The 20824-nt window shown below is 60.2% G+C and carries 19 protein-coding genes; 4 read left to right on the top strand and 15 right to left on the bottom strand.

Going from position 1 to position 20824, the window contains the following annotated elements; all coding sequences use genetic code 11:
- Positions 1 to 6: 6 nt before the first annotated feature.
- On the bottom strand, positions 7 to 600 hold the full coding sequence (locus VNV36_RS18730) for a PA_0111/PP_0108 family redox-active disulfide protein (protein ID WP_325719305.1): 594 nt from the start codon (positions 598 to 600) through the stop codon (positions 7 to 9).
- A complete protein-coding gene (locus VNV36_RS18725; protein WP_325719303.1) occupies positions 566 to 1306 on the bottom strand; it encodes an SURF1 family protein in 741 nt (246 codons plus the stop codon). The genes VNV36_RS18730 and VNV36_RS18725 overlap by 35 nt, the downstream gene beginning before the upstream one ends.
- A 70-nt stretch (positions 1307 to 1376) precedes the next feature.
- Here VNV36_RS18725 and VNV36_RS18720 point away from each other — a divergent pair, with 70 nt between their 5' ends.
- A complete protein-coding gene (locus VNV36_RS18720) occupies positions 1377 to 1580 on the top strand; it encodes a twin transmembrane helix small protein (protein ID WP_325719301.1) in 204 nt (67 codons plus the stop codon).
- Between the two features lie 76 nt (positions 1581 to 1656).
- Here the strand turns inward: VNV36_RS18720 and VNV36_RS18715 are convergent, their stop codons facing one another.
- The 4 genes from VNV36_RS18715 to coxB form a co-directional block, all read right to left on the bottom strand.
- Positions 1657 to 2544 carry a cytochrome c oxidase subunit 3 gene (locus VNV36_RS18715; RefSeq protein ID WP_325719299.1) on the bottom strand — a complete coding sequence of 296 codons (888 nt, stop codon included), beginning with the start codon at positions 2542 to 2544 and terminating at the stop codon, positions 1657 to 1659.
- 25 nt (positions 2545 to 2569) lie between these two features.
- The gene (locus tag VNV36_RS18710; RefSeq protein ID WP_039757111.1) at positions 2570 to 3121 is read right to left on the bottom strand and encodes a cytochrome c oxidase assembly protein; all 552 of its coding nucleotides are present in this window, start codon (positions 3119 to 3121) and stop codon (positions 2570 to 2572) included.
- Positions 3122 to 3276: 155 nt separating this feature from the next.
- Positions 3277 to 4863 (bottom strand): cytochrome c oxidase subunit I, encoded by a 1587-nt coding sequence (ctaD, locus tag VNV36_RS18705; protein WP_016772327.1) that lies wholly within the window; start codon positions 4861 to 4863, stop codon positions 3277 to 3279.
- Positions 4864 to 4945: 82 nt separating this feature from the next.
- Entirely contained in the window at positions 4946 to 6073 is a 1128-nt protein-coding gene (gene coxB, locus VNV36_RS18700) for a cytochrome c oxidase subunit II (RefSeq protein WP_325719296.1), read from the bottom strand.
- Between the two features lie 369 nt (positions 6074 to 6442).
- On the opposite strand from coxB, the gene VNV36_RS18695 reads away from it, so the two are divergent.
- Positions 6443 to 7093, top strand: coding sequence for a hypothetical protein (locus tag VNV36_RS18695; RefSeq protein WP_325719294.1), 651 nt, complete (start codon positions 6443 to 6445; stop codon positions 7091 to 7093).
- 136 nt (positions 7094 to 7229) lie between these two features.
- Here VNV36_RS18695 and VNV36_RS18690 read toward each other — a convergent pair whose 3' ends face one another.
- The 3 genes from VNV36_RS18690 to VNV36_RS18680 all read right to left on the bottom strand — a co-directional run bounded on the left by VNV36_RS18690 (position 7230) and on the right by VNV36_RS18680 (position 10870).
- Positions 7230 to 8756, bottom strand: a complete 1527-nt coding sequence (locus VNV36_RS18690) for a SulP family inorganic anion transporter (protein ID WP_325719292.1) — start codon at positions 8754 to 8756, stop codon at positions 7230 to 7232.
- A 90-nt stretch (positions 8757 to 8846) separates the two neighbouring features.
- Entirely contained in the window at positions 8847 to 9575 is a 729-nt protein-coding gene (locus tag VNV36_RS18685) for a carbonic anhydrase (protein WP_258451014.1), read from the bottom strand.
- A gap of 236 nt (positions 9576 to 9811) precedes the next feature.
- The gene (locus VNV36_RS18680) at positions 9812 to 10870 is read right to left on the bottom strand and encodes a PA0069 family radical SAM protein (protein WP_325719288.1); all 1059 of its coding nucleotides are present in this window, start codon (positions 10868 to 10870) and stop codon (positions 9812 to 9814) included.
- Between the two features lie 234 nt (positions 10871 to 11104).
- Between VNV36_RS18680 and VNV36_RS18675 the strand changes: the two genes are divergently transcribed.
- Entirely contained in the window at positions 11105 to 11407 is a 303-nt protein-coding gene (locus VNV36_RS18675; protein WP_227973394.1) for a hypothetical protein, read from the top strand.
- 66 nt (positions 11408 to 11473) lie between these two features.
- Here the strand turns inward: VNV36_RS18675 and VNV36_RS18670 are convergent, their stop codons facing one another.
- From VNV36_RS18670 to VNV36_RS18660, 3 genes are read right to left on the bottom strand one after another with little or no spacing between them, the layout of a single operon-like run.
- Complete coding sequence (locus VNV36_RS18670; protein ID WP_325719284.1) at positions 11474 to 12775, bottom strand: c-type cytochrome; 1302 nt, start codon at positions 12773 to 12775, stop codon at positions 11474 to 11476.
- A 12-nt stretch (positions 12776 to 12787) separates the two neighbouring features.
- Positions 12788 to 14572 carry a GMC family oxidoreductase gene (locus VNV36_RS18665; protein ID WP_325719282.1) on the bottom strand — a complete coding sequence of 595 codons (1785 nt, stop codon included), beginning with the start codon at positions 14570 to 14572 and terminating at the stop codon, positions 12788 to 12790.
- A 2-nt stretch (positions 14573 to 14574) separates the two neighbouring features.
- Positions 14575 to 15321 (bottom strand): gluconate 2-dehydrogenase subunit 3 family protein, encoded by a 747-nt coding sequence (locus VNV36_RS18660; protein WP_325719280.1) that lies wholly within the window; start codon positions 15319 to 15321, stop codon positions 14575 to 14577.
- A gap of 277 nt (positions 15322 to 15598) precedes the next feature.
- On the opposite strand from VNV36_RS18660, the gene VNV36_RS18655 reads away from it, so the two are divergent.
- Positions 15599 to 16243, top strand: a complete 645-nt coding sequence (locus VNV36_RS18655) for a phosphatase domain-containing protein (RefSeq protein WP_325719278.1) — start codon at positions 15599 to 15601, stop codon at positions 16241 to 16243.
- Here the strand turns inward: VNV36_RS18655 and VNV36_RS18650 are convergent.
- From VNV36_RS18650 to prlC, 3 genes are all read right to left on the bottom strand, one after another.
- The gene (locus tag VNV36_RS18650; RefSeq protein ID WP_325719276.1) at positions 16236 to 18287 is read right to left on the bottom strand and encodes a M3 family metallopeptidase; all 2052 of its coding nucleotides are present in this window, start codon (positions 18285 to 18287) and stop codon (positions 16236 to 16238) included. The two genes, VNV36_RS18655 and VNV36_RS18650, sit on opposite strands and share 8 nt — an antisense overlap.
- 111 nt (positions 18288 to 18398) lie before the next feature.
- A complete protein-coding gene (locus tag VNV36_RS18645; protein ID WP_325719274.1) occupies positions 18399 to 18689 on the bottom strand; it encodes a YheV family putative zinc ribbon protein in 291 nt (96 codons plus the stop codon).
- Positions 18686 to 20764, bottom strand: coding sequence for an oligopeptidase A (prlC, locus tag VNV36_RS18640; protein WP_325719271.1), 2079 nt, complete (start codon positions 20762 to 20764; stop codon positions 18686 to 18688). The genes VNV36_RS18645 and prlC overlap by 4 nt, the downstream gene beginning before the upstream one ends.
- Positions 20765 to 20824 lie beyond the last annotated feature (60 nt).

Below are 20824 nucleotides of genomic sequence, written 5' to 3'. Positions count from 1 at the left end.
ATGCCCTTATCCGATGTTCGACAGTTTCAGCAGATGGCGCAGGTCGTTGAGCAGATCCTTGCCCTTCACATTCGGCTCGTAGCGCAGCACGAGATTGCCGTGCGGGTCGACGATCCACAGCTGCGGCACGGCTTTGTCGCCGGTGATTCTGCCGAACGCGTCGGCATCCAGCGGATAACGTTGCAACTGCGGGTATTCACGGTCGAGTCTGGCGGCGTAGTCGGCGTCCAACGGTTGCGCGGCGGCGAGGGCGTGGCTGGCGCGTCCGGCTTCGCGGCCGAGGCTGATCTGAATCTGCCGCGCCAGATAAACCAGTTGCTGGCAATCCACCGCGCAGTCTTTCGGCGCCGTGACGAGGATTTGCCAGCGCTGTTCATCGGCCTGTACACCGAGGTCGGCGCGGGTCTGGCCGTTGCCGATCAGTTCGCCGTGATAGCTGCGTCCTTCCGGCACCCAGAACTGCAATTTGTACATGCCGGTGGCGAGCAGCATCGGGCCGACCACACCGAGCACGATCAGCAGCAATTGAATGCGCCCGCGCCGGCGGCTCGCGGCCGGTTTGGCTTCAGACATGCTGGGTGGATTCATGGCGCTTCCCATGGCGTTTCTCCTTTGCGTTGTGCCAGCCCAAATACAGATAGAGACCGAGCAGGGCCGTGGCCATGGCGAACCATTGCACGGCGTAGCCGAGGTGTTTTTCCGGACCCATCGCGACCACTGGCCAATCGGCCTGATAGCTGGCCGGGCCGGGTTCGGCGCGCAATTCGTAGGCGAAGCCGTCGCGCTCCAGGGTTTGCCACAATTTGGCCGGTTCGACGGCGGTGATGATTTGCGGCCAGACATGGCTGACCGGATCGGCGTGCAACTGGAACGTCGCACCGGGGGCGACGTAAACCCAGGCGTCGATGCTCAGCGCATCGGCAGGTGTAGTGAATTGCGGCGGCACGCGTCGGTCGGGCCATGGCAGCCAGCCGCGGTTGACCAACAGCCAGAGGCCGCTGCGTTGATCCTGAAACGGTTGCAGCAACTCGACGCCGACCTTGCCGTCACGCTGGCGGTTGTCGAGCAACAGAGTGTGGGCAGGGTCGAATTGGCCGTGCAGGTGCAGGCGGCGCCAGGCCGGGTCGGCACTGGTGAGTAATTCACTGCTGGCCATCGGTTCGGCCACGCGACGTTCGGCATAACTGGCCAGCAGCGCGGATTTCTCCGCGCCCCGGCCCAGTTGCCAGAAGCCCAGCGCGACCATCAGCGGCAGCAACAGTGCGACCAGCACGGTGGGGATCACGCCCGGACGAAAGCGCTTCATGGCCGCGCCATAAAGTCAGTCGTCGCGATCGCTATACTCAATTGCATCGCCTGTCCCCCGGAGTCTTGCCATGTTCAAAGCAGCCATCGTGCTGATGCTGATTGCCACGGTGATCAGCCTGTTCAGCGGCCTGTTTTTCCTGGTCAAGGACGACAGCAGCTCCAATCGCCTGGTCATCGCCCTGAGTGTTCGGGTGGCACTGGCTGTCGGCACCGTCGGCCTGATGGCCTGGGGTTTCTACAGCGGCCAGCTGGTGTCCCACGTGCCGTGGTAGCTGCAAGCGGCAAGCTACAAGTTAGAGGCCATCCCGCTTTGACTTGAAGCTTGCAGCTCGCCACTTGCAGCTGCGGTCAAAGCACATAAACGAAGAAGAACAAACCGATCCACACCACGTCGACGAAGTGCCAATACCAGCTCGCTGCTTCGAAGCCGAACTGGTGCTCGTTGTCGAAGTGGCCCTTCATGATCCGCATCAGCATCACGAACAGGATGATCGTGCCGATGGTCACGTGGGCACCGTGGAACCCGGTGAGCATGAAGAACGTCGCGCCGTAGATGCCCGAGCCGAGGGTCAAGCCCAGCTCTTTGTAGGCGTGGATGTACTCCTCGGCCTGGAATCCCAGGAACGCAATGCCCAGCAGCACGGTGATCGCCAGCCACAGTTTCAACGCGCCGCGATGGCCTTTTTTCAGGGCGTGGTGGGCGATGGTGATGGTCACGCTGGAGCTGACCAGCAGGATCGTGTTGAGCAGCGGCAGGCCCCACGGGCTGATGACGTCCTTGGGTGGGGGGAACAGTTTAGGATCGGGGTTGTTGAGCAGAGGCCAGACATATTCGAAGTTCGGCCAGAGCATTTCCGACAGGCCCTTGGGGCCTTCACCGGCCAGCCCGGGCGCAGAAACCACGCGGATATAGAACAGCGCGCCGAAGAAGGCGACGAAGAACATCACCTCGGAAAAGATGAACCAGCTCATGCCCCAGCGGAACGAGCGGTCCAGTTGCGGGCTGTACAGCCCGGCGCGACTTTCCTTGATCACCGCCCCGAACCAGCCGAACAGCATGTACGCCAGCAACAGGCCGCCGACGAAAAAGATCAGCGGGCCGTGGGATTCCGGGCGCGCTGCCTTCAGATCGTTGAACCAGGTGGCGAGGCCGTACACGGTGACGAACATCCCGACCGTGGCGACGATCGGCCATTTGCTCTGGGCCGGGACGTAATAGTGCTCATGAGTTGCCATTTATTGTTCTCCTTATCGGGCACGCTCAACCGCCAGTGTTAACAGCTACCGGAGGATGTCGGGCGGTGATATCGAACAGCGTGTAGGACAGCGTCAGATGCTTCACTTCCTTGGGCATGTCGCGGTCAACGATGAAACGCACGGGCATCTCGATCTGTTCGCCGGGCTGCAGCACCTGCTGGGTAAAACAAAAGCATTCGGTCTTGTGGAAAAACGCCGCGGCGTTGCTCGGCGCGATGCTCGGCACGGCCTGCGCACTCATCGGTTTGTCGGTGGGATTGCGCGCAATGAACACCATTTCGTTGACCGCGCCGGGGTTGGCGGTCAGTTCGTCGTGCTTGGGGTAGAAATCCCACGGCATGTCGGCAGTGTTGGTTGAGAGGAACTGCACGCGCACCTGGCGCGAGGTGTCGACGACTTGCTCGCCCTCGTACTGGCCGCCGGTCTTGCCATTGATGCCGAAGGCTTTGCACATCACGTCGTAGATCGGCACCAGCGCGAAACCGAAGACGAACATCGCCACTACCACCAGCAGCAGGCGGGTGACGAGTTTTTTCAGCGAGATCGAGTCAGCCATGATTCATGCCTCCCCCGAAACTGCGAGCAAGCTTTTGTGGCGAGGGAGCTTGCTCCCGCTGGGTTGCGCAGCAGCCCCCGGGATTTTGTGGGCACTGCGCACCCAAGCGGGAGCAAGCTCCCTCGCCACAGGGGGTGTGTTAGCAGAAGAGCGTTTCATTTCACTTCCGGCGGCGTGGTGAAGGTGTGATACGGCGCCGGCGACGGCACGCTCCACTCCAGCCCTTCGGCGCCATCCCACGGTTTGGCCGGAGCCGGTGCGCCGCCGCGGATGGTCTTGATGACGATGAACAGGAAGAAGATCTGCGTCGCGCCGAACATGAAGGCGCCGATCGACGAGACCATGTTGAAGTCGGCGAACTGCAGGTTGTAGTCCGGAATCCGTCGTGGCATGCCCGCCAGCCCGACGAAATGCATCGGGAAAAAGGTCAGGTTCATGCCGACGAACGACAGCCAGAAATGCAGCTTGCCGAGGGTTTCGTCGTACATGTGCCCGGTCCACTTCGGCAGCCAGTAGTAGGCCGAGGCAAAGATGCCGAAGATCGCTCCCGGCACCAGCACGTAGTGGAAGTGCGCGACTACAAAGTAAGTGTCCTGGTACTGGAAGTCCGCCGGGGCGATCGCCAGCATCAGTCCGGAGAAACCGCCTATCGAAAACAGGATGACGAAGGCCACGGCAAACAGCATCGGCGTCTCGAAGGTCATCGAGCCCTGCCACATGGTGCTGGCCCAGTTAAAGACTTTCACCCCGGTCGGCACGGCGATCAGCATGGTGGCGTACATGAAGAACAATTCGCCCACCAGCGGGATGCCGACGACGAACATGTGGTGTGCCCAAACGATGAACGAGAGGAACGCGATGCTCGCCGTGGCGTAGACCATCGAGGTGTAGCCGAACAGCGGCTTGCGCGCGAAGGTCGGGATGATCTGGCTGACCGCGCCGAACGCCGGCAGGATCATGATGTACACCTCGGGATGCCCGAAGAACCAGAACACATGCTGGAACAGCACCGGATCACCACCGCCGGCGGCGCTGAAGAAACTGGTGCCGAAGTGGATGTCCATCAACATCATCGTCACGCACCCGGCGAGTACCGGCATTACCGCGATCAGCAGGAATGCGGTGATCAACCAGGTCCAGACGAACAGCGGCATTTTCATCAGGGTCATGCCGGGGGCGCGCAGGTTGAGGATGGTCGCGACCACGTTGATCGCGCCCATGATCGAACTGATGCCCATCAAGTGAATGGCAAAGATAAAGAACGTCACGCTTTCCGGCGCATAGGTCGTCGACAGCGGCGCGTAAAAGGTCCAGCCGAAGTTCGGCCCGCCACCTGGCGTGAACAGGGTCGACACCAGCAGCAGAAACGCTGCCGGCAGCAGCCAGAAACTGAAGTTGTTCATCCGTGGCAGGGCCATGTCCGGCGCGCCGACCATCAACGGAATCATCCAGTTGGCGAGGCCGACGAAGGCTGGCATCACCGCGCCGAAGACCATCACCAGACCGTGCATGGTGGTCATCTGGTTGAAGAATTCCGGCTGGACGATTTGCAGACCGGGCTGGAACAGTTCGGCGCGAATCACCATGGCGAACGAGCCACCGAGCAGGAACATGCAGAACGCAAACCACAGGTACAGCGTGCCGATGTCCTTGTGGTTGGTGGTCAGCACCCAGCGCATCAGGCCTTTGGCCGGGCCGTGGGCGTGGTCGGCGTGACCGTGGTCATCGATGACAGCGCTCATGGCCGGTCTCCTTCACGAAAGTGGACGGGGCAGGTCGGGGCGCGCTGCCCCGACCTGTTCACGAAGTACGCAATTGACCGGCTCATTTGCTTTCCGCCTGTTTCAGCTCCAGCACTTCTTTTGGCGTGACCATGTCGCCCTTGTTGTTGCCCCAGGCGTTCCGCTCGTAGGTCACGACTGCGGCGATATCGACTTCCGACAGCTGCTTGCCGAACGCCGCCATGGCGGTGCCGGGCTTGCCGTGGAAGACAATGCTCAGGTGATCCTTGATCGGCCCGGTGGCGATTTTCGAGCCCTTGAGGGCCGGGAACATCGGTGGCAGGCCTTGACCCTCGGCCTGGTGACAGGCCACGCAGGTGGTGTGATAGACCTTGTCGCCGCGCTCCTTGAGTTCGTCGAGGGTCCATTCCTTGCTGGTCAGCTCTTTGAGCTGCGCCGCTTCGGCCTTGCGCTCGGCGAGCCAGGTTTCGTACTCGGCCTTCTCCTTGACCTCGACCACGATCGGCATGAAGCCGTGGTCCTTGCCGCATAATTCGGCGCACTGGCCCCGGTAGAGGCCGGGCTTGTCGATGCGCGTCCAGGCTTCGTTGACGAACCCGGGAATCGCGTCGCGCTTGACTGCAAAGGCTGGCACCCACCAGGAGTGGATGACGTCGGCCGAGGTCACCAGAAAGCGCACCTTGGCGCCGGTCGGCAGCACCAGTGGCTTGTCGACTTCGAGCAGGTAATGCTCGCCCTTGGCTTCCTTGTTGTGAATCTGCTCGGCGGGAGTGGCCAGGTTGCTGAAGAACTCGACGTCCTGGCCCAGGTATTTGTAGTGCCACTTCCACTGATAACCGGTGATCTGGATATCGATGTCCGGCTCGGTGGTGTCGTACATCTTGATCAGCGTTGCGGTGGCGGGGACGGCCATGGCCACCAGAATCAGCAGCGGCACGATGGTCCACATGATCTCGACGGTGGTGCTTTCGTGGAATTTTGCCGCGACCTGCCCGGTGGAACGGCGGTGCACCATCATCGACCAGAACATGGCGCCGAAGACGATGACCCCGATGACCACACAGATCCAGAAAATGGTCATGTGCAGGTCGAATACTGCGTGACTGATTTCAGTCGCTCCAGGCGCCATATTCACAGTCCAGGCCGCGTTGGCCTGACTGAAAATCGACCACAACAGGAGGCCCATCCAGACGTGTGGATGTCGCATCATTGCGGGTTCCCCTTATCGTTCTTGTTATCCCCCAGGCTTTCGCCTGCGGCAAGGGAGCGGCTCTATCAGACTACGAACTTGAATCGCCGGGCCTTGCTGCGGGTGCAGTCGGGCGTCATCAGCTAACTCCATTCATTGGCGAGTATAGACAGCGGCTGGAAATTGCAACCCGCGCTCGTAAATCAGCTGAAACAGCCAAGGCTTGCGTTCAAGGGCCCGATTGGAGAAGGATGCAGACGAGTGGTGGCGAATGGATATAACGCAGCTGCATCAAGGATGAAATAATTATGACAAATGCGTCTTAGCGTTTTTCGTAAGCCAGCTAAGTTATGTCTTCCCTATTTCATTGCCTTGTTTCCTGGAGTTTTCATGAACACCGCCGCATTGCGCGAGCAGATCCAAAAAGCCCAACAACACGAAAAAGACACTGGCCTGCTGACCCGTCAGCTGGAAAGCAAGCTGCCTCACCTGCACCCGGCGATCCAGTTGCCGGAAGCCGACGCCCAGGGCGTGCTGGCGCGTTTTGTCGCCGCCTATATCGAAGAAGTACCCGACCTGCTGGATGCAGCCAATGAAGTTGCCAGGGAAGCCGGCATCGAATCACAGATCAAACCGGTGCTGAAAATCGCCGAGCAGTATTTCCTCCAGCCGCCGGCGATCATGGCCGGGCACATTGGCCTGGACGGTCTGCTCGACGAAGCCTATCTGGCACACCGTTTTGTCGAAGAGGTCAACGACCTGTACATCAAGCATTTCGGCCAGCCACTGATCCCTCTGGACATGACAGTCGCCAACCTGATTGCTCACCAATTGATCGGTGAGGGATTTGCCAATCAACTGGACGAAGCGGTGCATCACGCGATCGACGAGATGCTCAATGACGAGAGTTTTGCTCTTGAATCGGTAGAAGCCTACCGCGAAAAGCTCAGCAGCCCGGACACCGGCGCCGCGTGGAAACGCTGGCCGTGCATGAGCCGCCGCTTGGGTGTGGAGCTTGAGCTGGATCAGCCTGCTGCGTAATTTTCATGTGTCATAAATTCACTGTGGGAACGAGCCTGCTCGCGAATGCGGTCGATCATTCAACCTGTCTGTTGGCTGATGTATCGCTTTCGCGAGCAGGCTCGCTCCCACAGGGTTTGTGTTTTCGGGCGACTATCTAACCCGCCGCACCAATCCCGGTATTGGTCCGCACTCTGCCTTCCAGCCTGCGCTTCAACCCGCGCGACTCGATCAACAGCCTGGAACCCTTGGCCGCATTCGCCCGGCCCCATTCTTCCAGCAACTCCAGACACGAATGGTCGATGTAGCTCAGATTATTGAGTGGCACATGCACCGTCGTTCCGTGAGGGATGGTGTTCAGCACTTGCGTCAGCGCCGGCACTTTCAGGAATGTCGCGGCACCGACCAGGCGCAATTCCATTTCGCCGTCCTGCGGCAGGTCGATCAGGCTGATTTTCAGGCGCGAGGCCTTGAACGCCAGTTTCAACAAGGTCAGGCCGAAGCCGACCAGCACGCCTGTCAGCAAGTCAGTGAAGATGATCGCCAGCGCCGTGGCTGCGTAGGTGAACATCGGCATCCGCCCGTAGCGACCCAGACCACGGAAGGCTTTCAGATTGACCAGTTTGAACCCGGTATACACCAGCACACCCGCCAGGCTCGCCACCGGTATGCTTTGCAGCACGCTCGACAGCAACAGCACGAACGCCAGCAGCCACAGGCCATGGAAGATCGTCGAATACCGTGTGGTTGCACCGGCCTGAACGTTGGCCGAACTGCGCACGATCACCCCGGTCATCGGCAGCGCGCCGACCAGACCACAAAGCATATTACCGACACCTTGCGCCGACAGTTCACGGTCGAAATCCGAACGCACTCCGCTGTGCATGCGATCCACCGCCGCAGCGGACAACAGGGTTTCGGCGCTGGCGATGAACGCCACGGCAAACGCTGCGATCAGCAACGTGGGATCAGCGAGGCTGAGCAAATCCGCCGGTTTCAGCCAGTCGATCGCTTCGGCGAGATTCGCCGGCACTTCAACGCGTTTGACCTGCAATGCCAGCATCAGACTCGCCACTGTCGCCAGCCCCACACCCAGCAATGCGCCAGGAATGAAGCGCAGCGAATGCGGACGGAATTTTTCCCACAACCACATCACCGCAATCGTCGACAGCCCGAGCAGACCGGCCTGCCAGCCGAGCGACGGCAAGGCTTGCGCCACCGCGCTTGGGAAGGCCGTCAGGTTATCCAGCCCGGAAGGCTTGGGCGAAGCGTCGAGCATCACATGAATTTGCGAGAGCACGATCAACACGCCGATCCCCGCCAGCATGCCGTAGACCACCGCTGGCGCGGTGACGCGGAACCAGCAACCGAGCTTCAGGCGCCCGGCAACCAGTTGCAGAAAGCCGGCGAGCAGCAGGATCGGTCCGAGCATCTCGATGCCGTGCTGGCGCACCAGTTCGAACACCAGCACCGCCAGCCCCGCCGCCGGGCCGCTGACCTGCAATGGCGAACCCGCCAGCCAGCCGACCACCAGACCGCCGATGATGCCGGTGATCAGGCCCTTGGCCGGCGGCAGCCCTGAGGCAATCGCGATGCCCATGCACAGCGGCAGGGCAACCAGAAACACAACCACGGAAGCGAGCAGCTCCCGTGGCAACACAGCTTTCAATTGAGCCGCACGCATGGCGATTCTCCCGAAGTTTTCTTCAGGCGTGGCGAGGCCGGGCCGCTGAATCAGCGGCCGGCGTCATGCCACACAGATTGTTGGGAAGATTTAGAAGCGCGCTTTGGGCGTCGCCACGGGAATCGGATGACTGCCGTCGAGTGGCAGGAAACGACCCTGATCCGCGTCGTAAGCTTTGATTTCGCTGGTTTCGATGTTGTAGACCCAGCCATGGATGAACAGATGACCGTTCGCCATGCGCGAGGCTACCGAAGGATGGGTACGCAAGTGCTGCAATTGAGCAATGACGTTTTCCTCGGTGAGGATCGGCATGCTTTCTTTTTCGTCGGTGCAGTTGCAGTTGTCGTGCACCATGGTCTTGGCGACTTCGGCGTGGCGCAGCCAGGCTTTGACCGTGGGCATTTTTTCCAGGCTGTCCGGGTTGAGTACCGCACGCATGGCGCCGCAATCGGAGTGGCCGCAAATGATGATGTGCTGTACGCCCAGCGCCAGCACCGCGTACTCGATGGCGGTAGAGACGCCGCCGTTCATCTGACCGTAGGGCGGCACCACGTTGCCGACGTTACGAGTGACGAACAGATCGCCCGGCGAGCTCTGGGTGATCAGCTCGGGAACGATGCGCGAGTCGGCGCAGGTGATGAACATCGCCTTGGGCGCCTGGGCGGTGGCAAGTTTCTTGAACAGTTCTTCCTGCTGCGGAAAAACCTCATGATGAAAGCGTAAAAAGCCATCAACGATCTGTCGCAGTGCTGCATCGGCGGATTCCGCTTCAGGGCTTTGCGCCGAGGCAGCCAACGACTGTTTATCCTTGTCACTCATGATTCATCCTCTTGGGCGGATTCAGGGAGTCTTCCCCGGTATTCCGGTATGAAGCCAGTGGCTGTTTGAACCATCCGGGTCATCCCGACCCGTCAGTCACTCGATGAACAAGGTAGCCGCCGAAACTTAACTGAAACTGAATCAAACGCTCTAGACCGTGTGTTCCAGATCACAAAAAACATGACCGGCTGTTTCGGCGGAAGGATTCCAACCCGTCAACCCAAAGCCAATTGTCGCTAAATCAACGACATCTGGCGACCCGGCGGACAGAAGGCACTGCAATCGAGATTGTAGCCCTCACGTTTATTCAGCCCGACCTTCCTGATGGCCTTGGCGAAACGCTGCGCGAGCAGGTCGGCAAACGGTCCCTCACCGCGCATCCGCACACCGAAGCGGCTGTCGTAGAGCTCGCCGCCACGACTCTGGCGGATCAGGCTCAGCACATGCGCGGCACGCTGCGGATAGTGTGCCTGCAACCACTCCTCGAACAGCGGCGCGACTTCCAGTGGCAGGCGCAACATCATGTAGGCGGCGCTTTGCGCGCCCGCCGCGTGGGCCTCGGTGAGCAGGCTTTCGATCTCGCTGTCGTTGATCATCGGAATCATCGGCGAACACAGCACGCCGACCGGGATGCCGGCGTCGCGCATCACCCGGATCGCGCGCAGGCGTGCCTTGGGCGCAGCGGCGCGCGGTTCGAGGATGCGTTTGAGTTCATCGTCCAGCGTGGTCAGGCTGATCATCACCGACACCAACCGTTGCTGCGCCAGTTCGGTCAGCAGATCGAGATCACGCAAAATCAGCGAACCTTTGGTGACGATGGTCACCGGGTGTCGGTAACGCAGCAGCACTTGCAGCGTCTGGCGGGTGATTTTGTGCTCGCGCTCGATCGGCTGATACGGATCGGTGTTGGAGCCCAGATTGATCGGCGCGCATTGATAACCAGGTTTGCTCAGCTGTTCTTCGAGGACCTGGGCGGCGTTGGTCTTGGCGATCAGCCTGGTTTCGAAATCCAGCCCCGGTGACATGTCCCAGTACGCATGGCTGGGACGCGCGTAGCAGTAGATGCAGCCGTGTTCGCAGCCGCGATAGGGATTGATCGAACGGTCGAAGGGCAGGTCCGGCGAGGTATTGCGGCTGATGATCGATTTGGCTTTTTCGAAAATCACTTCGGTGTTCTGTGTCTCCGGCACTTCCTGATACCAGCCGTCGTCCTCGGCCACCGAGCGACTGGGGGCAAAGCGGTTGTGCGGGTTGGTAGCGGTGCCGCGACCGCGGGGCGGAACTGGGGTGATCATCGAACGAGCCTCGCTTCTGTATATGCATACAGTATCCGAGCGAGCGCGTGCTGATCCAGTACCGTTCGGCGATGCTTGCGCATTATTGATCCGCACGGAATCTCACTAATCAGTTTTTATCAGGGCGGGACAATTCAGGATACAGGTGCCTAATTGCTGAACTGAGGTTCGCTATATAGGATCTGGAACTACCGGCAACAGACTCCGGCCAACTAATTAAAAGGATTTGATTGAATGTCTTATTTGAATCAACGTGGTGTTTTCTTGCAAATGATGCAGCCGAATATCACTGACTCCAACACTATTGTTTCGCTGCAACTGGCGCGCAAGGAACTGGGCTGGGACGCAGAGCAACAGCTATCGACCGAAGCGCTGGTCGATTCGATTTACGTTGTGGCGGTATCGGCCGACAAAGGCAAAACTTTCACCATTCGCACCGATAAGAAAGATGTCGACGGGGATGGCGATATTGATAGCGATGACAAGGCAAAGTTGATCGCCCTGGCCAAAGCTTATGTGGCCATCATTAATCCGTGAGCTGAAGTTATCGTCACAAATCAAATAAAACCCCCTGTGTGAGTACATCATGCAGGGGGTTTGTTTTTAGTTATGTTGGGTGACCTGGCCGAGATCATCACCGGAGGTATTTTGCATATCTTCGCTGCGCAGATGCGCAACGTCCTTGGCGCTGACCGGCGCGCCCTTGTTACCCCAGCTACCACGAATGAAGCTCACCACATCCGCTACTTTCTGATCCGACAAACGCCAGGCAAAACCGGGCATGGTGAAGGTTGAAGGGGCGGCGTGCGTCGCAGGCAAGGTCCCGCCTTTGAGCACGATGTGGATCAGCGAAGTCGGATCGTCCGTCTGCAACACCGGATTGCCCGCCAGCGCCGGGAACACCCGGGTGTAGCCATGGCCGTCGGTACGATGGCAGGCCGCGCAATTGTCGATGTACACCGACGCGCCACGTTGGCTGTCATCGCCGTTCCACAAGGCTTTCGCTACTTTTTCTTCGTACTGGTGCGGCTGATCCGCGGGGTCAGTCGCCGGCAGTGATTTGAGATAGCGGGCAATCGCGGTGAGGTCGGCGTCGCTCATGTACTGCATGCTGTGAGTAACCACATCGCTCATGCCGCCGAACACCGCACTGCGATCACTGCGCCCGGTCTTGAGGAACTGCACCAGTTGCTCTTCGCTCCAGCTGCCCAGGCCATCCTTGTGATCGCCGCGCAGGCTCTTGGCGATCCAGCCTTCGAGCGGCGCACTGCCGGCAAGGAACTCGCTGCCGTCCGCCGCGCTCAGGGCTTTTTCCTGCATGGTCAGCGCGCGCGGCGTGTGGCAGGCGCCGCAATGGCCGAGGCCTTCGACCAGATATGCCCCGCGATCAATCACCGGATCGGCCGACGTGGTCTTGTAATCCTCGACCTTCGGCGCGAACAGCCAGCGCCAGCCCATCAGCGGCCAGCGCATGCTCAACGGCCACGGAATGTCGCTGGCCTGGTTTTCCTGCGCTACCGGTTCGACACCGTGCATGAAGTACGCGTACAGCGCTTTCATGTCGTTTTGCGTGATCCTGGCGTAGGACGGATAGGGCATCGCCGGGTACAGCGTGCTGCCGTTTTTGGCGACACCATGACGCACGGCCTGATCGAAGTCCTCGAAGCTGTATTCGCCGAGACCGGTCTTGTCCGGGGTGATGTTGGTCGAGTAGATCGTACCGATCGGCGTTTCCATCGGCAGGCCGCCGGCGAACGGCTTGCCGTCCTTGGCGGTGTGGCAGGCCACGCAGTCGCCGGCACGGGCCAGGTATTCACCCTGCTTGATCAGATGCTGATCAATTTCGTCTGCGTAAACGGAGGCGCTGCCGAGCAGGGCCAGGGTGGCGATAACGAGAGTCTTCATGGTCATCGCTCCTTAAGCCTGAACCAGCGGGCCGGGGTTTTTCAGGTATTGCTCGCGGATCGCTTTCGCCGACCAGTAGGTCAGTGCCGCGACCAGGCCGGTCGGGTTGTAGCCCAGGCCCTGCGGGAACGCCGAAGCACCCGGCACGAACACGTTGTGCACGTCCCAGCTCTGCAAATAGCGGTTCAGCGCGCTGGTCTTCGGATCAGTGCCCATGATCGCGCCACCGTTGAGGTGGGTGGTCTGGTACGAGGCGGTGTTGAAGTGGTCGCCAACCTGCTTGCCGATCACCGCGATGGCTTTCGGACCCATGGCTTGGGCGATCTTGCCCATTTTCTCGACCATGAAGCGGTTCATCCTGATGTCGTTTTCCTGCCAATCGAAAGTCATCCGCAGCAGGGGCAGGCCGTAGGCATCGCGGTACACCGGATCGAGATCGAGGTAGTTGCCCCTGTAGGACTGATGCGCGCCGTGGGCGTCCATCGACACCTGATGGGTGTAGTAATCGGCGGTCGCGCGTTTCCAGGCGCTGCCCCAGGCCGGGGTACCCGGTGGGTTCGAGGTGCCGGCAATCGGCCGGCTGCCGGCCTGGTTGACCCACATCGGCGAGCCGCCGACGAAGCCGTGCGGGCCGTGGTCGAAATTGTCGGCGTTGAAATCGTCCACTGCTACGCCGTTGCCGCCGGCGCCGATGAAGTTGTTGGTGTGGGTGTCCTTGTCGAAGAACGCCTTGATGGTCGCCATGTTCTGATAGGCGAAGTTACGCCCGACCACGCCTTCACCACTGATCGGGTCGTAGGGTTTGCCGATGCCGGACAGCAGCATCAGACGCACGTTGTGCAACTGGAACGCGCCGAGAATCACCAGATCTGCCGGCTGCTCGATCTCGCGGCCCTGGCCGTCGATATAGGTCACGCCGGTGGCTTTGGTCTTGCTGCTGTCGAGGTTGATCCGCAGCACATGGGAATTGGGTCGCAGTTCGAAGTTCGGCAGCGGCTTGAGGGCCGGCAGAATGTTCACGTTCGGCGACGCCTTAGAATACATGTAGCAGACGTAGCCGCTGCAGAAACCGCAAAAGTTGCACGGGCCCATTTGTGCGCCGTAGGGATTGGTGTATGGCCCCGAGGTATTGGCCGAAGGCAGGTTGTAGGGTTTGTAACCGACCTCTGTAGCCGCTTTGCCGAACAACTGTGCGGACACGGTATTTTTCTGCGCCTGCAGCGGGAACGGATTCGAGCGATCCGCCGCATAGGGGTTACCGCCCTTGCCCTGACCGACCAATTGCCCCTTCACCGTCCACGCCTGGCCGGAGGTGCCGAAGACTTTTTCCGCGAAGTCGAAAAACGGCTCCAGTTCTTCATAGCTGACGCCGAAGTCCTGGATGGTCATGTCCTTGGGAATGAAGCTTTTGCCGTAGCGCTCTTCGTAATGGCTGCGCATGCGCAGCTCGATCGGATCGACGCGAAAGTGCACGCCCGACCAGTGCAGACCCGCGCCGCCGACGCCATTGCCCGGCAGGAACGCGCCCAACTGGCGGTTCGGCAGGGCGATATCGTTGACGCTGTGGCGAATGGTCACCGTCTCTTTGGAGATGTCCTGAAAGAGTTTTTTGCGCACGCTGTAGGTGAGTTCGTCGATCACCTGCGGATAATTGCCGTCCGGGTAGGTGTCCTGCATCGGGCCGCGCTCCAGCGCCAGCACGTTGAGGCCGGCCTCGGTGAGTTCCTTGGCCATGATCGCGCCGGTCCAGCCGAAGCCGACGATGACTGCATCAACCTTCTTCATTAACGTTGCCATGCTTACGCCCTCTCGCCGCGAATCGACACTGCCGGGAAGGGGTACTGTTCGTTGCGTTCCACCCAATCCATGAAATCGGCGCGGGCGCCGGGGAAACCGATCATGGTCCAGCCGACCATGCCTTTATTGCCACCGTGGATCGGGTCGCAGAAGAAACCTTCCTTGGTGTTTTGCAGCAGCAGGTTGAAGAAAATCTTCGCCGGTACGGCATCAAACTGTGGTTTGCCGGCTTCGAGTTGCTTAAGCAAATCGTCTCGGGTAGCGCTGTCTTGCTCGGCAAAAGTTCTACCGTTGAGCGATTTTGCCCACTGATCCGTGGCGGCGATGCCCAGGCGATAGATCTCTTTGGGTACGAGCCTGCTCTGCCAGCCCATCTCCGGTGCGGCGTCGGCGTCGAACGGGCCTTGCATGTACCAAAGCGCACCCGCGGCGTAGGGCGTGTTCATTTGCCGGTCGATGTATTCCGGCACGCCTGCTTCGACGGCACCCGGGCCTTGTGCATCGTTGGGGATCAACTGCGCGACGGCGGCGTTGATGAACGCCCATTCTTCAGCCGTGAAGTAGCTCGGCTGGTAAACGCTCGCATCAGTGCGCACAGGCTGTGCGGAAGGTGCAGCAGGCGCGGTTTCGGGGGCCGCTTGCAACACGCTGCTGCCCAGGCCGGTGCCGGCTAGGGTGACTACCGGAATCAGGGTCAGGGATTTGCGCAAGAACTCACGCCGCGGATTGTCTCGATCTTGCTCGGACATGGGGGCACCTCATCAGGCATAAAAGTCAGCCGCTTCTGCGAGCAGCTCGAGGAATTTGGCGTCGCGGTGACGAGGTCTGACCCGGTCAAGGGTGCCACGTCTGCAACATCATGTGACAAATGGTAGCAGGCTAAGCATCAAGAAAAACCGCTTGAGCGGAAAAAAGCCCTGCAGGACATCGATTCACGATTCTTTGACGGCCGGCTCACGACGCCTTGACCGGTGAACGACGAAGCTGCGATTCCTTCAACGAGATTGCCGACACGGTCAGCCCAGCATGCATCGAGTGCGCTTTTTCCCTGCTTTGTGTTTATCGCTTGTAGCGCAGTTGCATGGCATTGCTGCGCAGGCAGCCGACGCGGCGCAGCCCCGCCCGGCCGAGTGGGCGCAACCGGTCGAGGCGAAATTCAATCTGTTCCGGATGTCGCCGACCCTGTATCGCAGTGCCTTGCCGATTGGTGGCGCGGTGCCGACGCTGAACGATCTGCACATCGTAACGGTGATCAACTTTCTGCCCGAAGCCGACAGTGATTGGCTGTCCGATCCCGGCATCCGTCAGGTACAACTGCCTTACCGCACCAATCACGTTGACGACGCCGATGTGCTCAAAAGCTTGCGCGCCATTCAGGCCGCCGAGGCCAATGGCCCGGTGCTCATGCATTGCAAACACGGTTCTGACCGTACCGGGCTGATGGCGGCGATGTACCGCCTGGTGGTGCAGGGCTGGAGCAAAGAGGACGCCCTGAACGAGATGACCCAGGGCGGTTTTGGTGAAAGCGGGCACTTTCGCGACAGCGTGCGTTATGTCATGCAGGCCGATGTCGACAGGCTTCGGGCCGCGCTGGCCAACGGCGATTGCAGCACCAGCGCGTTCGCCACCTGCTCGATGAAGAGCTGGCTGCAGACGGTCAACCTCAAGTGAGCAACGTCGGCTCGGCTGCAAAAAGCTGTGGATTGAACGGCTCGCCGAGAAACGCCTGTGCGGCGCGCAGCAATGAACGACTATCGCCGGGAGCGAAGAATGCCTCGCGAAAATCACGTCCTGCCTGCGGGTTGAACACGCCATCGCGCTGGAATCGCCGGAACACCCGGGTCGCCAGCACACCCGACCATTTGTAGGCATAGACCGATGCGTCGTAACCGGTCACCAGATAGTCAAAACTGCAGGCGAAACGGTGATAACCGGACAGCCGCAGGTGCGCGACATCACGTTGCACATCCTCGAAGACCTGCTCGATGCTGCGGCCTTCACCTTCACTTTTAACCTGATTGCCGTGCAATTGCAGATCAAACATTGCCCACATCAGCAACAGAGCGGTGGCTCGACTGGTATGGGCCTTCAGCGCCGCCAGCGCGGTGTCGATGCGCGCTGGCGTCAAGCGCTCGCCGCTCTGGTAATGGGCGCCCAGCCACCGCAGAAATTCAGGCGCCAGGCACCAGTGTTCGAACAGTTGTCCGGCGAACTCAGCGGTATCGCGGGTCAATTGGGAAATGCCCGCGATATTACGATGGGGCGAGCGTGTCAGAACATGATGCAGACAGTGGCCGAATTCGTGAAAGAGCATCCGCAGATCCTCGTGAGAGAGCAGGCAGGGTTGCTTTTCAGTGGCAGGCCGCAAGTTGCCGTACAAGCGAACGATCGGCAGTGACGGCCGTCCTTCGGCATTGATATGACGGATTCGCAGAACCGAGGTGAACGGATAGTCGACGTCGTCTTCGCGGTGATAAGGGTCGATGTAGATATGCCCGATCACTTGCCCGTGTTCGCTGACTTGCAGTAGCCGAACGTGTTCATGCCAGTGGGCGACCTCCGATAGCTCAATGATGTCGATCCCGAACATGTACTCGCAGAACCGACAGAGCCGGTGCAAAGTGCCTTCGAACGGGAAGTACTCACGCAGCCCCTTGAGTGCGCCATTGAGTTGCTGAAGGCGTAACTGCTCGGCGAGGAAATCCTCATCCCATGGCTGAACCGACGCGATCCCCTGTGAGAGTGCGAATGCTTTCAGCTCTTGCTCGTCACGCGCCAGGGCGGGCGCATTCAATGCCAATTGCTGGCGCAAAAAACCGTCGACCTGCGCAGCAGAGGTGGCCATCCGGTTTTCCAGGCGTAACCGGGCGTAGTTCTCGAAGCCCAACAGATCGGCTTTCTCGTGGCGCAAAGCGATCAGCACTGTCAGGACCGGCTCGTTATCGAGTTTATCCGCCTGCGGGCCTTGATCGGACGCCCGGCTCATCCAGGCAGTGAAGTACTCCTCACGCAGCGCGCGGTTTTGCGCATACGTCAATATTTGCCGGTGAGTGTCTTGATCCAGTTTGAGCAGCCACCCGCCGTGCCCTGCCTGTCGAGCGTTCAGGGCCAGACGCGCCTGCACTTGAGCAGACAGCCCTTCCAGCTGCGTGATGTCATCGATACGTTTGCTCCACGCGGCATTGGCCAGCTCCAGATTGCTCTGGAACAGCTCTTCCATGCATTGGATATCGTGATTCAGGCGGGCAAGCTTGCGCTGTTGATCTGGCTGCAGTTCGATTCCGGACTGGCGAAATGTGCGCAGGATTTTCGCCAGCGAGGCTTTGCGCGGATCATCGAAATTCGCGGCGATGGGGCTTTGTTCGAGTTTTTGAAAAGTGCGGTACAGCGGCAGATTGGCAGCCTGGTCTGCGCTATGCCGTGCGGCGGTGAGCCTGCACAGAGCGCGCTCCCTGAGCCAGTCGCTATCGCCGGATCTCACTGTCGAGAGGGTTTCGATCACGGCCATGGCTTCAGCCAGGCGCGCATCGGCGGCAGCAATGGCCACCACCACATCGTCCCAGCCGGGATGTTCGGTCTGAGTGGCAACCACATGAGCAATGACCTGGCGATTGTCGGCAACGATCCTGTCGATCGCCGGCACCAAATGCTCGGCGCGTATCGCCGACCACGGGGGCAGTGACCAGTTTTGTAACAGCGGATTGGTGTCAGGCATGGTGTCTTCCTTTAGGCGTGGCTGAAAGTGCCAGCCTGAACCGGAAGCGCAGGGGAGGAGCGGTAGATGGTTACCACCTTCCACCGCAAACCGGCGGAAGGTGGGACAGACTCAGTGTTGCTCGTCGGGCTTTTTCTTCAGCTTCGGGTTGGGGAAGAACTGCACGGCCTGAACCTTTTTGTCAGGCGCAGGCTTGAGCGCGCTGGTGTTGACCCGCGTGCCCAGCTCTTTAGGCACCGACAGGCCTTGTTCATTGAGTGTGTCGGAATAACCGCAAGCGACGCATTCGCGGTGCGGCACGCCGTCCTCATTCCACATCATCAACTTGTCCGGCTCGCTGCACGCCGGGCAGACCGCCCCGGCGATAAAGCGTTTTTTGGTGATCACGGGGCCGTCAGTCATGCTGCCGCATCCTCACTCAGGCCACTGTGGCGCAGCAGCGCATCGATCGACGGCTCGCGACCACGGAAGTCGACGAAAAGCACCATCGGTGCTTGCGAACCGCCGCGCGCCAGAATTGCTTCGCGGAATGCGCGACCGGTTTCAGCGTTGAGCACGCCGTCTTCTTCGAATTTCGAGAAAGCATCCGCCGACAGCACTTCAGCCCACTTGTAACTGTAATACCCCGCCGCGTAGCCACCGGCGAAGATATGCGCAAAGCTGTTGGGGAAGCGGTTATAGGCCGGCGGACGCATCACCGAGACTTCATCTCGCACGCCTTCAAGCAGTTGCAACACACTGCGACCGTCGCCGTGGGTGGCGTGCAGTTCGAAGTCGAACAGCGAGAATTCCAGCTGTCGCACCATCATCAGGCCGGACTGGAAATTCTTCGCCGCGAGCATTTTTTCCAGCAGATCCTGCGGCAGTGGCTCGCCGGTTTCGTAGTGGCCAGAAATCAACGCGAGGCCTTCGGGTTCCCAGCACCAGTTTTCCATGAACTGGCTTGGCAGCTCGACCGCATCCCAGGCCACGCCGTTGATGCCGGAAACACCGGCGTGTTCGACGCGGGTCAGCAGGTGATGCAGGCCATGACCGAATTCGTGGAACAGCGTGGTCACTTCATCGTGGGTCAGCAACGCCGGTTTGCCGCTGTCGGCGGGAGTGAAGTTGCACACCAGATTGGCCACCGGGCTTTGCAGCACGCCGTCGACGGTGCGACGCCGGTCGCGCGCGCCGTCCATCCACGCACCGCCGCGCTTGTTGGCGCGCGCATACAGGTCGAAGAAGAAACGGCCGACGTGCTGGCCATTTTCCTTGATCTCGAACAGGCGTACGTCCGGGTGCCAGGTGTCGAAGCCTTTCTGCTCGGCGATCTCGATGCCGTACAGACGCTGGACGATGGCAAACAGACCGCTCAGCACTTTATCGATCGGAAAATAAGCGCGCAGAGCTTCCTGAGCGACGCTGTAGCGCTGTTCGCGCAGCTTTTCGCCGTAGAAACCGCTGTCCCAGCTTTGCAGATCGGCGCAGCCCTGCTCGGCGGCGTACTCGCGCAGCTGTTGCAGATCCTGCGCGGCGAACGGCTTGCTGCGCTGGGCCAGATCACGCAGGAAACTCAGTACCTGATCGCTGGATTCGGCCATTTTCGTCGCCAGGCTCAGTTCGGCGAAACTGGCGAAGCCCAGCAGTCGGGCGAGTTCCTGGCGCAGGTCGAGGATCTCTTCCATCACCGGGCCGTTGTCGTTCTGCCCGGCATTCGGGCCTTGATCCGAGGCACGTGTGCAGTAGGCGGCGTAGACTTCCTCACGCAGTGCGCGATCCTGCGCGTAGGTCATCACCGCGTAATAGCTGGGGAATTCCAGAGTGATCAGCCAGCCATCCAGGCCTTTGGCCTGGGCCGCAGCAGCCATTTGCGCCTTGGCCGAATCGGTCAGGCCGGCGAGGGCGGCTTCGTCGGTGATGTGTTTGGTCCACGCCTGGGTGGCATCGAGCAATTGGTTGGAGAAACGGCTGCCCAGTTCGGACAGTTTGCTCTGCACTTCGGCGTAGCGCTTCTGTTGCGCTTGCGGCAGATCAATACCCGACAGGCGGAAATCGCGCAGGGCGTGTTCCAGAATGGTTTTTTGCGCGACATCGAAACCGGCAGCCTCCGGGCTGTTGGCCAGCGCTTCGTACGCCTGGAACAGTTCGCGGTTCTGACCCATCTCGGTGGAGTAGGCGCTCAGGGCCGGCAGGCACGACTCATAGGCTTCACGCAATTCTGCACTGTTGCACACAGCGTTAAGATGGCTGACCGGGCTCCACGCTGCGCCGAGACGGTCGTTGAGTTCGTCCATCGCCAACACCAGGCCGGCCCAGGTAGGATTTTTGCCCTGGGTCTTGAGGATTTCGGCGATGGCGGCGCGGTTGTCCGCGAGGATGGTTTCGATGGCGGGCAGGACGTGTTCGGCACGGATCGTGGAGAACGGTGGCAGGTCGTAGGACTGCAAAAGAGGGTTGTTCACGCTCACGGTTGGCACCTTGGCTGGAAGAAACATGCGCCCATCTTAATTACAATCGCCACTCACCGCAGCTATCGGCGACAGAGAGAGAACTAA

The sequence above is a fragment of the Pseudomonas sp. genome (assembly GCF_035554175.1).
Classification (GTDB): domain Bacteria; phylum Pseudomonadota; class Gammaproteobacteria; order Pseudomonadales; family Pseudomonadaceae; genus Aquipseudomonas.
This window is presented reverse-complemented; position numbering and strand designations above follow the sequence as displayed.

What these genes read in the sequence shown, in the direction of transcription:
- VNV36_RS18730 (WP_325719305.1), bottom strand. Translation starts at nt 600, where the DNA reads ATGGGAAGCGCCATGAATCCACCCAGCATGTCTGAAGCCAAACCGGCC.
- VNV36_RS18725 (WP_325719303.1), bottom strand. Translation starts at nt 1,306, where the DNA reads ATGAAGCGCTTTCGTCCGGGCGTGATCCCCACCGTGCTGGTCGCACTG.
- VNV36_RS18720 (WP_325719301.1), top strand. Translation starts at nt 1,377, where the DNA reads ATGTTCAAAGCAGCCATCGTGCTGATGCTGATTGCCACGGTGATCAGC.
- VNV36_RS18715 (WP_325719299.1), bottom strand. Translation starts at nt 2,544, where the DNA reads ATGGCAACTCATGAGCACTATTACGTCCCGGCCCAGAGCAAATGGCCG.
- VNV36_RS18710 (WP_039757111.1), bottom strand. Translation starts at nt 3,121, where the DNA reads ATGGCTGACTCGATCTCGCTGAAAAAACTCGTCACCCGCCTGCTGCTG.
- ctaD (WP_016772327.1), bottom strand. Translation starts at nt 4,863, where the DNA reads ATGAGCGCTGTCATCGATGACCACGGTCACGCCGACCACGCCCACGGC.
- coxB (WP_325719296.1), bottom strand. Translation starts at nt 6,073, where the DNA reads ATGATGCGACATCCACACGTCTGGATGGGCCTCCTGTTGTGGTCGATT.
- VNV36_RS18695 (WP_325719294.1), top strand. Translation starts at nt 6,443, where the DNA reads ATGAACACCGCCGCATTGCGCGAGCAGATCCAAAAAGCCCAACAACAC.
- VNV36_RS18690 (WP_325719292.1), bottom strand. Translation starts at nt 8,756, where the DNA reads ATGCGTGCGGCTCAATTGAAAGCTGTGTTGCCACGGGAGCTGCTCGCT.
- VNV36_RS18685 (WP_258451014.1), bottom strand. Translation starts at nt 9,575, where the DNA reads ATGAGTGACAAGGATAAACAGTCGTTGGCTGCCTCGGCGCAAAGCCCT.
- VNV36_RS18680 (WP_325719288.1), bottom strand. Translation starts at nt 10,870, where the DNA reads ATGATCACCCCAGTTCCGCCCCGCGGTCGCGGCACCGCTACCAACCCG.
- VNV36_RS18675 (WP_227973394.1), top strand. Translation starts at nt 11,105, where the DNA reads ATGTCTTATTTGAATCAACGTGGTGTTTTCTTGCAAATGATGCAGCCG.
- VNV36_RS18670 (WP_325719284.1), bottom strand. Translation starts at nt 12,775, where the DNA reads ATGAAGACTCTCGTTATCGCCACCCTGGCCCTGCTCGGCAGCGCCTCC.
- VNV36_RS18665 (WP_325719282.1), bottom strand. Translation starts at nt 14,572, where the DNA reads ATGGCAACGTTAATGAAGAAGGTTGATGCAGTCATCGTCGGCTTCGGC.
- VNV36_RS18660 (WP_325719280.1), bottom strand. Translation starts at nt 15,321, where the DNA reads ATGTCCGAGCAAGATCGAGACAATCCGCGGCGTGAGTTCTTGCGCAAA.
- VNV36_RS18655 (WP_325719278.1), top strand. Translation starts at nt 15,599, where the DNA reads ATGCATCGAGTGCGCTTTTTCCCTGCTTTGTGTTTATCGCTTGTAGCG.
- VNV36_RS18650 (WP_325719276.1), bottom strand. Translation starts at nt 18,287, where the DNA reads ATGCCTGACACCAATCCGCTGTTACAAAACTGGTCACTGCCCCCGTGG.
- VNV36_RS18645 (WP_325719274.1), bottom strand. Translation starts at nt 18,689, where the DNA reads ATGACTGACGGCCCCGTGATCACCAAAAAACGCTTTATCGCCGGGGCG.
- prlC (WP_325719271.1), bottom strand. Translation starts at nt 20,764, where the DNA reads ATGTTTCTTCCAGCCAAGGTGCCAACCGTGAGCGTGAACAACCCTCTT.